Annotated in this window: 18 protein-coding genes; 16 read left to right on the top strand and 2 right to left on the bottom strand. The window is 39.9% G+C overall.

Annotation, left to right across the window (positions count from 1 at the left end):
• Positions 1-50 precede the first annotated feature (50 nt).
• The 10 genes from ACZ9AO_RS09510 (at position 51) to ACZ9AO_RS09555 (ending at position 7,877) form a co-directional block, all read left to right on the top strand.
• A complete protein-coding gene (locus tag ACZ9AO_RS09510; protein ID WP_476108940.1) occupies positions 51-845 on the top strand; it encodes a thymidylate synthase in 795 nt (264 codons plus the stop codon).
• A complete protein-coding gene (locus ACZ9AO_RS09515) occupies positions 842-1,327 on the top strand; it encodes a dihydrofolate reductase (RefSeq protein WP_476108941.1) in 486 nt (161 codons plus the stop codon). Before ACZ9AO_RS09510 ends, ACZ9AO_RS09515 begins: the two co-directional genes overlap by 4 nt.
• A 150-nt stretch (positions 1,328-1,477) precedes the next feature.
• Positions 1,478-2,746 carry a threonine ammonia-lyase IlvA gene (ilvA, locus tag ACZ9AO_RS09520; protein ID WP_202186864.1) on the top strand — a complete coding sequence of 423 codons (1,269 nt, stop codon included), beginning with the start codon at positions 1,478-1,480 and terminating at the stop codon, positions 2,744-2,746.
• 194 nt (positions 2,747-2,940) lie between these two features.
• The gene (gene tatA / locus ACZ9AO_RS09525; protein WP_034307557.1) at positions 2,941-3,132 is read left to right on the top strand and encodes a twin-arginine translocase TatA/TatE family subunit; all 192 of its coding nucleotides are present in this window, start codon (positions 2,941-2,943) and stop codon (positions 3,130-3,132) included.
• Between the two features lie 85 nt (positions 3,133-3,217).
• Positions 3,218-3,964, top strand: a complete 747-nt coding sequence (gene tatC, locus ACZ9AO_RS09530; protein ID WP_034307555.1) for a twin-arginine translocase subunit TatC — start codon at positions 3,218-3,220, stop codon at positions 3,962-3,964.
• 153 nt (positions 3,965-4,117) lie between these two features.
• Positions 4,118-4,363 (top strand): DUF2535 family protein, encoded by a 246-nt coding sequence (locus tag ACZ9AO_RS09535; RefSeq protein ID WP_309518832.1) that lies wholly within the window; start codon positions 4,118-4,120, stop codon positions 4,361-4,363.
• Positions 4,364-4,589: 226 nt separating this feature from the next.
• A complete protein-coding gene (locus tag ACZ9AO_RS09540) occupies positions 4,590-5,432 on the top strand; it encodes a DegV family protein (protein ID WP_476108942.1) in 843 nt (280 codons plus the stop codon).
• A gap of 153 nt (positions 5,433-5,585) precedes the next feature.
• The gene (locus ACZ9AO_RS09545) at positions 5,586-6,176 is read left to right on the top strand and encodes an SCO family protein (protein ID WP_063593888.1); all 591 of its coding nucleotides are present in this window, start codon (positions 5,586-5,588) and stop codon (positions 6,174-6,176) included.
• A 277-nt stretch (positions 6,177-6,453) separates the two neighbouring features.
• Positions 6,454-7,296, top strand: coding sequence for an SGNH/GDSL hydrolase family protein (locus ACZ9AO_RS09550; protein WP_476108943.1), 843 nt, complete (start codon positions 6,454-6,456; stop codon positions 7,294-7,296).
• Positions 7,293-7,877: a YpmS family protein gene (locus ACZ9AO_RS09555; RefSeq protein ID WP_063593886.1), complete on the top strand. Its 585-nt coding sequence runs from the start codon at positions 7,293-7,295 to the stop codon at positions 7,875-7,877. Before ACZ9AO_RS09550 ends, ACZ9AO_RS09555 begins: the two co-directional genes overlap by 4 nt.
• Before the next feature lie 54 nt (positions 7,878-7,931).
• Here ACZ9AO_RS09555 and ACZ9AO_RS09560 read toward each other — a convergent pair whose 3' ends face one another.
• Positions 7,932-8,672, bottom strand: a complete 741-nt coding sequence (locus ACZ9AO_RS09560) for a DUF4397 domain-containing protein (RefSeq protein WP_476108944.1) — start codon at positions 8,670-8,672, stop codon at positions 7,932-7,934.
• A 182-nt stretch (positions 8,673-8,854) separates the two neighbouring features.
• On the opposite strand from ACZ9AO_RS09560, the gene msrA reads away from it, so the two are divergent.
• Positions 8,855-9,397, top strand: a complete 543-nt coding sequence (gene msrA, locus ACZ9AO_RS09565; protein ID WP_476108945.1) for a peptide-methionine (S)-S-oxide reductase MsrA — start codon at positions 8,855-8,857, stop codon at positions 9,395-9,397.
• Positions 9,387-9,815, top strand: coding sequence for a peptide-methionine (R)-S-oxide reductase MsrB (gene msrB / locus ACZ9AO_RS09570; protein WP_251540184.1), 429 nt, complete (start codon positions 9,387-9,389; stop codon positions 9,813-9,815). The genes msrA and msrB overlap by 11 nt, the downstream gene beginning before the upstream one ends.
• Positions 9,816-9,866: 51 nt before the next feature.
• On the opposite strand, the gene ACZ9AO_RS09575 is transcribed toward msrB, so the two are convergent.
• On the bottom strand, positions 9,867-10,955 hold the full coding sequence (locus tag ACZ9AO_RS09575; RefSeq protein ID WP_476108946.1) for an SGNH/GDSL hydrolase family protein: 1,089 nt from the start codon (positions 10,953-10,955) through the stop codon (positions 9,867-9,869).
• 295 nt (positions 10,956-11,250) lie between these two features.
• Here ACZ9AO_RS09575 and ACZ9AO_RS09580 point away from each other — a divergent pair, with 295 nt between their 5' ends.
• From ACZ9AO_RS09580 to ACZ9AO_RS09595, 4 genes are all read left to right on the top strand, one after another.
• The gene (locus ACZ9AO_RS09580) at positions 11,251-11,406 is read left to right on the top strand and encodes a YjcZ family sporulation protein (RefSeq protein ID WP_133347152.1); all 156 of its coding nucleotides are present in this window, start codon (positions 11,251-11,253) and stop codon (positions 11,404-11,406) included.
• 307 nt (positions 11,407-11,713) lie between these two features.
• A complete protein-coding gene (locus tag ACZ9AO_RS09585) occupies positions 11,714-12,688 on the top strand; it encodes a S66 peptidase family protein (protein ID WP_476108947.1) in 975 nt (324 codons plus the stop codon).
• A 221-nt stretch (positions 12,689-12,909) separates the two neighbouring features.
• A complete protein-coding gene (locus ACZ9AO_RS09590; RefSeq protein ID WP_458340736.1) occupies positions 12,910-13,239 on the top strand; it encodes a hypothetical protein in 330 nt (109 codons plus the stop codon).
• Between the two features lie 180 nt (positions 13,240-13,419).
• Positions 13,420-14,784, top strand: coding sequence for an aspartate aminotransferase family protein (locus ACZ9AO_RS09595; RefSeq protein ID WP_476108948.1), 1,365 nt, complete (start codon positions 13,420-13,422; stop codon positions 14,782-14,784).
• Positions 14,785-14,786: the final 2 nt, after the last annotated feature.

A 14,786-nucleotide genomic window follows, 5' to 3' on the forward strand; every position in this document is an offset into this window, starting at 1 on the left:
GCAATAATACGTTAAAATAAGGAGAATGAAAGTAGAAAAGGTGGTTTATCATGAAGCAATATTTAGATTTATGTAAGCATGTACTCGAAAATGGAACGCAAAAAGGTGATCGTACGGGAACAGGAACGATCAGTACCTTTGGATATCAAATGAGATTCAATTTAAATGATGGATTCCCTGTACTTACAACGAAAAAGGTTAGTTTAAAAGCGATTATCCATGAACTATTATGGTTTTTGAAGGGTGATACAAACGTTGGGTACCTTCAGGAAAACAGTGTGCGCATCTGGAATGAATGGGCGGATGAAAAGGGGGAATTAGGCCCGATTTATGGTCATCAATGGCGTTCCTGGGGAACGGCCGATGGAAGGCAAATCGATCAAATCAGTGAATTGATCGAACAAATCAAGACCAACCCAAATTCAAGAAGATTGATAGTCAGTGCTTGGAATGTTGGGGAACTGGATGAAATGGCCTTGCCGCCTTGTCATGCTTTCTTTCAATTCTATGTTGCTGATGGCAAGCTTTCATGTCAGCTATACCAACGTTCAGCGGACGTCTTCTTAGGTGTTCCTTTTAATATAGCTTCGTATGCGCTTTTAACGATGATGATCGCCCAGGTGTGTGATTTGGAAGTTGGCGAATTTGTACATACTTTCGGGGATGTCCACATCTACTCTAATCACCTTGAACAAGTGGAACTGCAGTTGACTCGTGACCCGAAACCATTGCCAATCATGAAAATCAATCCAGATGTGAAAAATATCTTTGATTTTAGCTTCGAGGACTTCGTTTTGGAAAATTACGAAGCCCATCCCCATATAAAAGGTGAGGTTAGCATATGATATCGTTGATAGTGGCAATGGATCAAAATCGTGTGATAGGTAAAAACAATAAACTGCCATGGCATTTACCAGCAGATCTGCAGTACTTTAAAAAAGTGACGATGGGCCATCCAATCGTCATGGGGCGAAAAACATTTGAATCGATCGGCAGGGTCCTGCCTGGCCGCAAAAATGTCATCGTCACCCGCAATCAGGAATTTAAAGCGGAAGGCTGCGTAGTATTACATGATATTGCACAAATCAAAAGGTTCGCAGATAACCATGAAGAGGAAGTCTTCGTAATTGGCGGAGCCGAAATCTTCAAGGAAATCCTTCCTTTTACCGACCGCCTGTATATTACGGAAATTCATGAAATTTTCGAAGGGGATACTTTCTTTCCCGAGATTGATGAAAATGAATGGGATGAAATCTCCTCAAACCCAGGCAGCATCGATGAAAAAAATCGATTTGCACATGATTTTATTATTCTACAAAAAAAATAAAGTGCTAATCCGATTATGGGGAAATGACCATAATCGGATTTTTTTGGTATGGAACAAACAAAAGAAAGAATTTTTAGAAAAATCAATTACATTAATAACAGTAAAGTGCTATAATGATTGAATTCATCAGAAAGGAAATGAGGGATTGTTATGAATCAGACTGCATCTAAGAATAGGGGGATTCAATTGGAAGATATTCTAATTGCCTATAGAGAACTGAAAGAAATCGTTTTACATACTCCTTTACAAAAAAATCAGAGGCTCTCTGAAAAATATGATTGTAATGTTTATTTAAAACGCGAGGACTTACAACACGTACGTTCCTTTAAATTAAGAGGGGCTTACTATAAAATGAAAAGCCTGACCGAGGAAGAGACGAAGAACGGGGTCGTTTGTGCCAGTGCAGGAAACCATGCACAGGGTGTTGCTTTTTCCTGCAGCCAATTGGGCATTCACGGGAAAATTTATATGCCTGCTACAACTCCAAGGCAAAAAGTCGATCAAGTTCAGCTATTCGGCAGGGATAATGTGGAGATCATCCTAATTGGGGATACATTCGATGATGCATTTGCCATGGCGATGGAATGCTGTGAAAAAGAAGAGCGTTCCTTTATCCATCCATTTGACGATGAAAAGGTAATCGCCGGGCAAGGTACAACGGCTGTAGAAATCTTGAACGATTGTGAAGATGGAATCGACTATGTATTTGCCGCTATGGGCGGCGGCGGGTTAATGGCCGGAGTATCGAGTTATTTCAAATCGGTTTCCCCAAATACGAAATGCATTGGAGTTGAGCCGCAAGGTGCTGCTTCGATGGAATACTCCTTCAAGGAAGGGAAAGTTTCTGAACTCGAAAAAATAGATACATTCGTTGACGGAGCAGCCGTCAAGTGTGTGGGACAGTTGACATATCAGATTTGTAAGGAAAACCTGGAAGATATCGTTGTCGTACCTTCAGGCCAAATCTGTACGACGATTCTCGATTTGTATAATCAGCATGCGATTGTCGCTGAACCTGCAGGTGCTATATCTGTAGCCGCGTTGGATTCATATAAAGAACAAATCAAAGGAAAAACGGTTGTTTGCATGGTCAGCGGAGGCAATAACGACATTGGGCGCATGCAGGAAATTAAAGAGAAATCCTTATTATATGAAGGGCTGCTTTATTATTTTATCGTGAATTTTCCACAACGTGCTGGCGCTTTAAGGGAATTCCTTGATGAGGTGTTGGGACCGAATGATGATATAAGCCGTTTTGAATATACGAAGAAAAATAATAAAGAAAGCGGGCCGGCCCTGGTTGGTATTGAGCTAAAAGATAAAAATGATTATGAAGGGCTCATTCAAAGGATGAACAAGAAAGGATTCTCTTTCGTAGAGGTCAATAAAGACAGTAATTTATTTCACTTGTTGATTTAAACATGGACAAAATGTTAAATTAGGATAGAATAATACCTATGTTTTTACATTTTATTCTGCCGGCCCAGTCGTATATGGGCATACTGTCGATAATTGTTACCATTCTATGACGAATTGCCAGTTCCCTTTCAATTGGTTGGAAATGGTATTATAATCGGAGTAGGTCTAATTACAACACCAAAGGGGATGTATCCATGTCGAACATTGGAGTACCTGGTCTAATTCTCATCTTAATTTTGGCATTAATTATCTTTGGTCCGAAGAAACTTCCAGAAATTGGCCGTGCATTTGGACAAACGCTTCGTGAGTTTAAAAAATCCACAAGTGATTTAACAAAAGGTGATTATGAAGAAGATAAGAAGCTACAACAAAAAAATCATGAATGATTGAATGCTGGGCGTAAGATGGAATCGTCTTGCGCCTTTACGCTGTAACAAAGATACGGATTTTCAGATGAAGGCGTGATCAACTTTGGAAGATAAGGAATTAAATATCATCGATCATCTCGATGAATTGAGAAAACGGCTCATCATTACAGCTGTTGCTTTTGTCATTTTTTTTATCGCCAGCTTTATTTATGTTGAGGAGATTTATAATTGGTTCGTGAAAGATCTCGATTTTGACCTGATGGTATTGGGACCAAGTGATATTATCTGGATTTACTTCATGCTTGCAGGTGTCGTAGCCATTGCGGCAACGATACCGGTAATTGCCCTGCAAATCTGGTTATTCGTTAAACCCGCTTTGATGCCAAATGAAGTGAGGGCGACCCTTGCCTATATTCCAGCACTTTTCCTGCTTTTTATCGGAGGGCTTGCTTTCGGTTATTTTGTCATCTTCCCGACCATTCTTCAATTTTTGATTGAATTGGGTGATGGGATGTTCATAACCAGTTTTACAGCTGATAAGTACTTTTCATTTGTATTTAATATGACGATACCTTTTGCTGTTTTATTCGAGCTTCCTGTCGTTACCATGTTTTTGACCTCCCTTGGCATAATAAATCCTTATGTGCTTCAAAAATTAAGGAAGTATGCATACTTTGTACTGGTTGTCATAGCGATATCGATTACGCCGCCTGACTTTATGTCGGACTTTATGGTGATGGTTCCATTGCTGTTATTATACGAAATCAGTATTTCTTTATCTAAAGTCGTCTATAAACGAAGGGTGAGACGTGAAAGCTTGCGGGAAGACACCTACGAGGAAGGTTTATAAGAAGAAGCCCGTAATGGCATTTTGCCCTTATGGGTCTTTTTTTTATGATTGTCAATCTGATTTCTCTGTTTTTTTACACATTTGAATATTTATACTTTTGGATTTATTGTGTATAATGTAAGCAATCGGTTAAAAATGAGGATTGATATTTTGATGTTCAAATGCTTGGAATTCAAAGATTGTTTTGGACATAAGGTCACCATTTCAGAAATACCTGTCTTACTGCCTAGTGATCCGAATTTTTTTATGTTGACCCTGCGTTTGGAAGTATTTGTTAAGAAAGTTTTTGCCAATAAAGATCATAAAGAAAATTACTCATTTAAGCATTATTTAGCATCCGTACTCAAATGGCCCGTTTATAACAAGCTTTTTTTTGGAAGTTTACTCAATAATGCTTAATGCGGATTGTTCCATAGCTAACTTCTCCGTTAAAAGAGATGACACGAATGCCAGGCAATATCGAATGTATCGGCATGTGTTTTAGTTGGCTCATGGAACGGTCTTTTTTTGTGTAATCATTTCAAAAGATAAGTATCACTTCAGTCGAAAAAAGAAACCTTTGGTTTGAATGCTTACCTTGAATAGGTATAATACAATAGATATGTTAATTTAGGGATGTGTAATGATGAATAAAGTAAAGATAGTAACAGACTCGACAGTAGATATGACACCAGAGGAACTGGAATTTTATGATATTACAATGGTCCCTTTATCGATCTTTATAGATGGGGAGACTTTTTTGGATAAGGTTGAAATCGAACAAGAAGAATTCCTGAAAAGGATGAACCAGTCAAAAGAACTGCCAAAAAGCTCACAACCGGCCGTAGGTACCTTTGTGGAGGTATATGATGAACTCGGAAAAGACGGCAGCGAGATTATTTCCATACATATGACAGGTGGCATGAGCGGTACAGTTCGCTCAGCGGAAAGCGCAGCTAGCATGTCTGAAACGAAGGTTACCGTTCTTGACTCGAAATTCATTTCAAAAGCGATGTCATTTCAGGTGATCGAGGCAGCGAAGATGGCGAAGGAAGGGAAATCCGTAGTTGAGATAATTGAACGAATGGAACATATTAAAAGGCAGTCAAGTTTAATCATTGTCATAGAAACACTTGATAACCTCGTTAAGGGTGGAAGGATTGGCAAAGTCTCTGCTTTTATCGGTTCATTGCTGCACATAAAGCCGATTGCACTTCTTGATGATGGTGTACTGAACCCTGTATCCAAAGCCAGGAGCCAGTCACAGGTCGTGAAGTTCATCATCAAGAAATTCAAAGAAGATACTCAAGGCAAAAAGATTAGAGGCATCGGTTTTGTACATGCGAATGGCCTTGAAATAGCGGATAAGGTCCGCCAGGCCATTACAGACTTAACAGGATATCAAGACATAAAGATAGAAGCAACGACTGCCGTTGTCAGTACCCATACAGGTGAAGGCGCCATGGCGATCATGTATTATTGGGACTGATAATGATATACCATATGAAACAGCGTTTGGCGGCGGTTTTGTCACTTTTACAATTGTCTTTAATTCGTAGAAATAGTTGCTGTCCTCATTCCGGTTGGTCTGTTAGAATAAATGAAGTAACAGAATATTTTATACATAAAGGACGGGGTAGGGATGAGAAAGCTGCAATTGCTTATGGCAGCTATGGGAGCATCAATTTTATTGCTGTTGACAGCATGCGGTTCCAATGGTGTACCTGATGCCAAAAATTGGGACCTTGAGGATTTCAGTTATATCGATCAGGAGGGGAAGCCTTTCTCAAAAAGCGATCTTAAAGGAAAGGTTTGGGTAGCGGATTTTATATTCACGAGCTGTGAGACGGTCTGTCTCCCCATGACTTCGAATATGACGAAGCTGCAGCAGCAATTGAAGGATGAAGGGATTAAGGATGTAGAGTTCGTTTCATTTTCCGTGGATCCGGAAATTGACAAACCTGATGTTTTAAAAAAGTTTGGTGACCAATTCAATGTGGATTACGGCAACTGGCACTTTCTGACCGGTTATGGACAGGAAGAAATCGAGCAGTTCGCATTGGATAACTTTAAAACGATCGTCAAAAAACCAGAAGCAGAAGATCAGGTGATTCATGGGACCAGTTTTTTTCTGATTGATCAAGAAGGAAAGATCATCATGGATTATACAGGTCTGCAGGATATTCCGATTGATGAAATCATTAAGCATATTAAAATTTTACAGAATTATTGAACAGGTTAAATGACCTGTTCTTTCTGTTTTCATCCATCTTTATTATCGAGCTTTATCGATGGTGAAAATGAGCAATAAGTTTTTGAAGAAACAGCGGTAGTGAAGAATGATTTTACATGCTCAGTACATGCTAATTTTTATAGGACTAGCTTTAATTCACAGCATTTTTCATATTGTATAGTAAGGAATGCTCAATTCTGGAAGTACAATGAAGGTATATTGTTTGCAATCTTTCGTTTTCTGCATGATATAATATATGGGTAGGAAGGTGAGGGTCATGAGGTACAAAATCACCTGTCTTTTCATATGCCTAGTTTGGATTTCAGGCTGCAGTCAAAATGAAACAGCCTCAAATCAGCCATCTGTTCAGCAGAAAAGCATAGTTGAGCTGAGTAAAAAGGAAACCATTCCTGCTAGCTTTTTTCCGGACCCTGTGAAAATCGTGTCAATTGGCGACTCCTTGACTCAAGGTGTCGGTGATAGTAAAGATAATGGCGGGTATCTGCCTTATTTACAAAATAAGCTGGAAAAAGAACCATCGATTACTTCCGTTGAGATGATTAATCATGGCATACGTGGAAATAGGACCGACCAACTATTGAAGAGACTGGATAATACTAGGATTAAAGAAGACATAAAGCAAGCTGACTCGATTGTCGTCACAATCGGTGGAAATGATATCATGAAGGTCTTTAAACAGAATTTCTCCAATCTGGAACTGAATCAGTTTGATTCGGCAAAAATAGGGTATGAAAAAAGATTAAGGCAGATACTTGATAAGGTTCGTTCCGAAAATGATTCTGCGCAAATATACCTTGTAGGCGTCTATAATCCATTTTCCAAATGGTTCGGAGATTTTTATGAACTTGATATGATCATGAATGATTGGAATGAAAGTGGAAAAGAGATCATTGAAGAATATGATTCAGCCTATTTTATTGAAATAGCAGACATTTTCGAGAATTCCGAAGAAGATTTGCTTTATGCCGAGGATTATTTTCACCCAAATGACCGCGGATATGAATTAATTGCGACAAGAATCTATAATGATATGGATATTACCACTATCGGAAAGGAAACATTGGAAGCGAGTGCCAAAGGAGATGATGACCAAGAATGACAAATGTCAAATGGAAGACTTTGTTTATTTCCCTATTAGCCTTAAACATCCTGGTCATCCTGTTTGTAACGATTTTAGTTAATCTGCCGACTAAAGATAAAGAGCTGATACCCAAAGTAAGCCACGAAGAAGATATCCAATTTCAAATTCACACGAATCGGGAAGATTTGACAAGATTAATCAACCAGTATCTGGATAAAGAGGGGTTGACGGGATCCATTCACTATGAAGTGTATTTAACGGATGAGGTTGAGCTATACGGAACAATGCCATTTTTCAACCGTGAAGTGGAAATGAAATTGACTTTTGAACCAATTGCCCAAAAGAATGGGGATTTGATTCTTAAGCAAAAATCAATTGCAGTCGGTAAAATGAACCTTCCTGTTTCATATGTAATGAATTTAATTAATGAGCGATATAATATGCCTGAATGGGTTAGCATAAGTCCCAATGACGAAAGTATTTATGTGTCATTACAGGATATGGAACTGAAAAGCGATATAAGGGTGAAGGCGAATGAATTCGATCTGAAAAATGATGACATTTCATTTTTATTGACCATCCCATCATCATTACAGTGATCGTGAATAAATGGATAAAAAACCAGGATCGATGCATCCTGGTTTTTTATCCATTTATGGGGAGAGCGTTAGGGTTTCTAGTGAGGATGATTCCCGATTCGATCCGATTATATAAATGGTTGAGGAAGTATTTTCTTGAAATGCCTTGTTTGGCAAAGGGAGTGCGATTTCTTTTGTTCCAGCTTTCCTCACTTCGAAGTCAACTATCATGGGATGAATAGTGAGATATTCGCTTGCTTTCCTGAAATGGATTTGATCAAAGACGACATCTCCGCCTTTGACCGCAATGTCCACCGAGAGTAAATCATGTGAAAGCTGGATGAATCGGACCTTTGCTTCATTTGGAGGAACAGATGGGTTATCCTCGAAAGGTAACATTTTCAACGATTCGTTAGCCACGGTAGGTGTTAGAGCAATGGTATAGGAAGCTCCGATTTCGAGAGCCACTTTACAGCTTAATAGAGGTGAGGTGTTTTGCCCGCTGCGGTATATATCCAATTTGTACTTGCCAGGGGGCAGTGGTAAATAACCATTGCTCTCTTTATATGAGAAATTTTTGAGGATACGCATTTCATTTACATGAACATCAAATGGGTGAGCTGTTGGGACAGCATGTAAGAAGCGGACTTGTGCAGACAGTAGGACAGTTATTTGTTCATTTCTGTATGTTGAATTTTCGATACTTTTCAAATGTTTATGGTAATAATAATCATGCAATTGCGGATCGCTGTTTTTATAAGACGATAGTAAATCATATGTTTCCGATTTTTGTGGATATGATTGTTTATCGCTCATTTCCAACACCTCTCATTTTTCCATCATGTTTTTAACATATGTAATCATGCTTGGGCGTGTGTCTCCTTTCTAAAATGGAATTGAACATTTTCGTGAAAGGCTCTCGGCATATTATTTTACAGGGATATATAAAAGCGTTAAAATGCATTCAATGGTGGTTTGTAAAAAAGGAGGTTTTTCATTTGACAAAGCAATTAGAGAAAGCAACATTCGCAGGTGGATGTTTCTGGTGCATGGTGAAACCGTTCGATGATCAGCCTGGCATCGAATCCGTGATCTCCGGCTATACAGGCGGGACTACGGAAAATCCCACATACAAAGAGGTTTGTTCTGAAACCACGGGACATTATGAAGCTGTTCAGATCACCTTTGATCCAAACGTATATTCATATGAGAAGATAATTGAGTTATTTTGGCAGCAAATTGATCCGACAGATCCTGGCGGGCAATTTTATGACCGGGGGAGTTCTTATCAAACGGCCATTTTTTATCATGACGAAAACCAACGTGAAATTGCAGAAGCATCCAAAGCTAAGCTGCAGGCGAGCGGGAAATTTTCCGGACCGATCGTAACCCCGATTATACAGGCCAAAACGTTTTATCCAGCCGAGACATACCACCAGCATTACTATAAAAAGCAACCTGAACATTATGAAAGATATTCGATTGGCTCAGGACGCAAAGCATTTATACAACATCACTGGGGGGAAAAAAATGAAAAGTAAAGAAGAATTAAAAAAGAAACTCACTCCGATACAATATGAAGTCACGCAAAATAATGGAACGGAACCAGCCTTTAATAATGAATATTGGAATTTGAAGGAGGAAGGATTATATGTGGATATCGTTTCAGGTAATCCTCTTTTCACTTCAAAGGAAAAGTTCGATTCAAGCTGCGGTTGGCCAAGCTTCACTAAACCGCTTAAAGAAGAGGAAGTGGTGGAAAACCTCGATACGAGTTATGGTATGAGAAGGATCGAGGTCCGCTCAAAAACTGCCGATTCTCATCTGGGACATGTTTTCAATGACGGGCCGGGACCGTCAGGATTACGCTATTGCATCAATTCTGCATCATTAAGGTTCATCCCGCTCCAAGATCTTGAAAAAGAGGGATACGGGGAATATAAAAAGCTTTTTGATTGATTGGAAAACCCCCTATCAGATTATGATAGGGGGTTATTTATTGAGTAATATTCAATCTGTGATGATTGACGCGATCCGGACATATGGAATGTCGGTCAGGTCCATTGCTTTAGTCCTGCCAGTCACCTCAAAACGGACAGTATGTGAACCGGGGCGAAGCCCATTAGTGACAAATAAATATCTTTCACGGGCAAATGGCCACCATGTATTCAAAGTCGTGATTTCATTTCCGTCGATCCATACATTCACTTCCCCGCCATCAGGACTTCTAAGCAGTTTCACACCAAGCATACTCCCTTTGAAGGTATATTGAATCACACTGCCCTTTTCACTACTAGTGAAATAACCGCCCATTGGCCGGAAACCGCTCATTTTTTCATAGTGGTCAATTTCCGATAATTCAAAACCAGAACGGGCATGCAGCTTAGATGGAAGACCCGCTACAGCTTTCTCTTGTTTGATGTTATCCAGGAACCGTTCATAAATGGCATCGGCATATAATTTATACCCCAGCCCATTTGGATGTACCAAATCTTTGGTCAGCTGTTTTTCCGTATATCCTGAATTTTTGAATATTGGCCGCATATCCACATTTGTAGCACCATAATGTTTGGATAAAAGTCCGATGGCTGTCGCAAATTCCTCATATTTCAAGGAACTCTCAGTTATTGTGAATAACTCAGCGTTAGGGTGGAGCCGTTTTGCCTTTCTCATTAACGCTTCATATGTCATGGTAAAATCATCGGCATTCATATATTTGCGGTCATTTTCACCAAAAACGAAGAAAATCAGATCTTTATGATCATGCTTCCTTCTTTGGGAAAGCTTGAATAGGCCCTCAAAAGCAGTTGATCCGCTTTGGACCACGTAGTCACCGTGTAAAGGAATATCATTGGCATCATTCATCTTATTTTCTAGCTGTTTGAACCATGTTAGATTAGGCTCTTCAGCTCCCGAGCCTCTTCCGATACTGTCACCAATGACGAGATACTGAATGGGCTGGCCTGATTGGAATTTTTGATAAACATTTATCGAATCATCTGATCCATATGTTTTAGGAACTTTTTGAAGGATATAGCTGACTAGAAGGATCGTGGCGATTGCAGCGAAAGGGATGAAGGATTTTGCGTTCGTTTTCAATTATGTTCCCCCGTATTGCCTTTTATGTATCCATGTAGGTATGAGATAGCTTAAAGAGGCTAAGAATTGTTTTTTCCTTATTATATCCCAATTTTAAAGTAACACAATAAATTTGTGACAATTTTCATGGTTACTCGTGGGATTTCAGCCCATTGAATGAATAAAGCTTAAGATGGTGTTGATTGAAGTTTTTTCTTAAATCCAGAAAAATAGGCAAATGCACAGACCAAGGCGGGCGTCTCGACATATGGTAAGGTGTAAAGAGAAAACAGAATTCTAAAAGGAGTGAAACTTAATGTACGGATATGGTGGAAATGTTGCAGGACCAGGATACGGATATGGTGGCGGTGGATACGGCGGCGGCGGTTGCTGCGGATTTGGATCAGGCTTCGCTTTAATCGTTGTCTTGTTCATTCTATTGATTATCATCGGTGCTTCATTCTGCTGCTAATTCAATAACCCAAAGACCAGTTGATAAAGCTGGTCTTTTCTTTATGTAAGGAAATTGGTGGTTTGACGGTGGACCTTTCTGATTCCATGGTTGTTGACTGAATCGTATTGGATAAATCCAGGTGATCATGGGACAGGCGATACACAGCCATTCCTTTTTTTATTCCTGATTTCTGTGCATCGGGAATGACGTAAGATTTCAAAGAAACTAGCTCGGTGAATGACATACGATAAGGGACTTAGTTTTCTTTGTAAACCATTTCTGCTAAAATAACGACAGAATGTAATTAATTTAGGGGGATAAAGATATGAAACCTTCCCGTTTACAAGCAGGGGATGAAATTCGCGTAATTGCTCCTTCAAGAAGCTTGGCGATTGTTAAAGGGGAACAACGCAGATTGGCAGAAGAAAGATTGACTGAGCTTGGTTTTAAAGTGACATATGGTAAAACGGTTTTGTTCCATGATGACTTTTTCTCGAATTCGATCGAAGACCGGATCGAGGATTTGCATGATGCGTTCAGGGATCCGAATGTTAAGGGAATTTTTACAGCCATCGGGGGGTATAACGCTAACCAATTGTTACGGTATATCGACTATGATTTGATTAAGGAAAATCCAAAAGTGTTGATGGGGTATAGTGATATAACCGCAATTTTATTGGCCATTTATAATAAAACAGGCTTAACTACATATTCAGGTCCTCATTTTTCGACGTTCGGGATGAAGGCTGGTCTGGAATATACGATGGAATATTTTAAAAAGGCCGTAATTGAAAGTGAAGACTTTTATCTTGAACCAAGTGAAACGTGGAGTGACGATTCTTGGCATTTGGAACAGGATGACCGAACTTTCCACCCGAATGCTGGATACATGGTCATTCAGGAAGGTGAAGCTGCCGGGACAATCATGGGGGGGAATCTTTGTACACTCAATCTATTACAAGGTACAGAGTACATGCCATCTTTAAAGGACAGTATCCTTTTCATAGAAGATGACGAAGAAAGCCATCCATTCAGTTTTGACCGGGATTTACAATCCTTGCTCCATCAGCCAGGTGCAAGTGGGATTAAAGGAATCGTCATCGGCCGTTTCCAAAAGGATTCAGGAATGACTGAATATGCTTTGCAGGAAATCATCGCCGCCAAAAAGGAGATAAATGGCATACCCGTGATTGCTAATGCCAACTTTGGTCATGTTCATCCTTTTGTAACTGTGCCGGTTGGTTCAAAAGCAGTAATGAAGGTGAAGAACGGAAAAGCGACGATCCAGATCCTTCCATGAACAGTTTGAAGACGCCGTTCAAAAAATGGACGGTGTTTTAATCTGTTGGGGGTATGTATGAATATGGTTTGCATTATGGTGTATATTAGGAGTCTTTCCTCTTGTCAGCCCTGGAAATTGTCCTATTTTACAAGCATTATTAGGGAATATGAGTCTAATAGTTCAAATTCTTTATTTTTCTGATATAATACTAAGAGATTTAAAATAGAAAAGGTGATTATGTGTTATTAACAATTCCAGCATCCATTCGTTTAGAAGGGGCTTTGGCCGAGTATAATAAAAAAGGCCGTGTGAGCCATACATGTTCCGTATGTAACGAAGACACTTCTAACGGGGATGCAAGTAACTTGAACTACTATAAGTTAGGAACTAAAAAAGTTTGTCATTCCTGCATGAAAAATGTTTTGCGTCATCCGTCTTTAAAAGAGTATGAATATGTACATACTTCAATTATCGATAAAACTGCTTTTTATAAAAATGTGTTGGCTGTTTTAAAGGATGAAAGTTTTTTGGAATCCATTCGTGAAGAAAAACTAAATAGCGTATTGTAAGAAAAAAGTGTATCTCTCGCGGATACACTTTTTTTGTCGCCATTTTTGGACAATCACCCATGAAACCAAGAAATTATCCGTATACATGCTTAGGCCAATTTCCTTAGCAAGATTGCCTTCATCTGGACATACACTTTACTATATGGCATTTGTTTTTATAGAGAAGGAGTGTGTGGGCTTATGGAGCAGTCTTCATTGATCAAACCGGTCCTGGGAGGAGACTACCCGACTATCAGTCATGGTCAGGGAGTGTTTTTATACGATAAAAATGGAAAGGATTACCTCGATGCTTCATCCGGTGCTGTTACAGCCAATATTGGCCATGGAGTCCAGGAAATCATTGAGGCGATGGTAAAACAGGCTAAACAGGTTTCATTTGTGTATCGTTCCCAATTTACCAGCGATGCTGCAGAGAAACTCGCCGGGAAAATTGCAGAATTGACCAAAGGGGAACTGACATACAGCTTTTTTGTAAACAGCGGTTCCGAGGCGACTGAAACGGCATTGAAAATTGCCATTCAGCATTGGCAGGAAAAAGGGAAGCCAAAGAAACAGAAAATCATATCGAGGTGGATGAGCTACCATGGCATCACGATGGGAGCTCTTTCAATGTCTGGACATCCGATTCGCCGGGAACGCTTTACTCCTTTGCTTGAATCATATCCTTCTGTATCTCCTCCATATTGTTACCGATGTCCACTTCAACTTGACCAACATACTTGCGGAATGGCCTGTGCTTCGGAATTGGAAGCATCAATCCGACGCATTGGCAGTGAAAATATAGCGGCGTTCATTGCAGAACCTGTTATCGGCGCAGCCGGAGGGGCCATTGTTCCTCCTGACGGTTATTTTCAAAAACTCAAGAAAATCTGCGAAGAGAATGATATTTTATTCATTGCGGATGAAGTAATGACCGGATTTGGACGTACCGGTAAGATGCTTGCTTCCGAATATTGGGATGTGGAACCTGATATCGTGACATTAGGTAAAGGTATGAGTGGGGGGTATACCCCAATAGCGGCAGCAGTAATGACCAAAAACGTGATGGAACCCATAATGAAAGGCTCGAAGTCAATTATAGGAGGTCATACTTTAAGTGCAAATCCGTTATCGTGTGCGGTATCTTTGGCGGTTTTAGAATATGTCGAAAGGAATGAACTTGTCGAAAAATCAGCCGACAGGGGAAATTATCTGATTAGGGGTCTGAAAAAGTTGGCAGGGAAGTATTCCTTTATCGGTGATATACGCGGGAGAGGTTTATTGATTGGCATCGAATTTGTCCTGGATAAAGCAACGAAGGCCCCATTTCCGAAGGACGCAGATGTGACCAATCAAATCATTGAATTGGGAATGAGGAACGGAATCCTTCTTTATCCCGCAGCTGCAGGCCTTGACGGTGTAACAGGGGCAGCGCTCATCATCTCCCCGCCGCTAACGATATCGGAAGAGGAGTGTGCTGAATTGTTAATGAGGGTCGATATAACGTTTGGACAATTTAATGATTCGATAGGTAAACGATCATCACAACAAGGAAGTGAGTCATAGTG

The sequence above is a fragment of the Peribacillus sp. TE19612 genome (assembly GCF_056279465.1).

Excerpts from the sequence above, each read along its gene's own strand:
- ACZ9AO_RS09595 (WP_476108948.1), top strand. The coding sequence starts at position 13,420 with ATGGAGCAGTCTTCATTGATCAAACCGGTCCTGGGAGGAGACTACCCG.
- ACZ9AO_RS09515 (WP_476108941.1), top strand. The coding sequence starts at position 842 with ATGATATCGTTGATAGTGGCAATGGATCAAAATCGTGTGATAGGTAAA.
- ACZ9AO_RS09585 (WP_476108947.1), top strand. The coding sequence starts at position 11,714 with ATGAAACCTTCCCGTTTACAAGCAGGGGATGAAATTCGCGTAATTGCT.
- ACZ9AO_RS09535 (WP_309518832.1), top strand. The coding sequence starts at position 4,118 with ATGTTCAAATGCTTGGAATTCAAAGATTGTTTTGGACATAAGGTCACC.
- tatA (WP_034307557.1), top strand. The coding sequence starts at position 2,941 with ATGTCGAACATTGGAGTACCTGGTCTAATTCTCATCTTAATTTTGGCA.
- ilvA (WP_202186864.1), top strand. The coding sequence starts at position 1,478 with ATGAATCAGACTGCATCTAAGAATAGGGGGATTCAATTGGAAGATATT.
- msrB (WP_251540184.1), top strand. The coding sequence starts at position 9,387 with ATGAAAAGTAAAGAAGAATTAAAAAAGAAACTCACTCCGATACAATAT.
- ACZ9AO_RS09510 (WP_476108940.1), top strand. The coding sequence starts at position 51 with ATGAAGCAATATTTAGATTTATGTAAGCATGTACTCGAAAATGGAACG.
- ACZ9AO_RS09550 (WP_476108943.1), top strand. The coding sequence starts at position 6,454 with ATGAGGTACAAAATCACCTGTCTTTTCATATGCCTAGTTTGGATTTCA.
- ACZ9AO_RS09540 (WP_476108942.1), top strand. The coding sequence starts at position 4,590 with ATGAATAAAGTAAAGATAGTAACAGACTCGACAGTAGATATGACACCA.
- ACZ9AO_RS09580 (WP_133347152.1), top strand. The coding sequence starts at position 11,251 with ATGTACGGATATGGTGGAAATGTTGCAGGACCAGGATACGGATATGGT.
- ACZ9AO_RS09545 (WP_063593888.1), top strand. The coding sequence starts at position 5,586 with ATGAGAAAGCTGCAATTGCTTATGGCAGCTATGGGAGCATCAATTTTA.
- ACZ9AO_RS09555 (WP_063593886.1), top strand. The coding sequence starts at position 7,293 with ATGACAAATGTCAAATGGAAGACTTTGTTTATTTCCCTATTAGCCTTA.
- ACZ9AO_RS09560 (WP_476108944.1), bottom strand. The coding sequence starts at position 8,672 with ATGAGCGATAAACAATCATATCCACAAAAATCGGAAACATATGATTTA.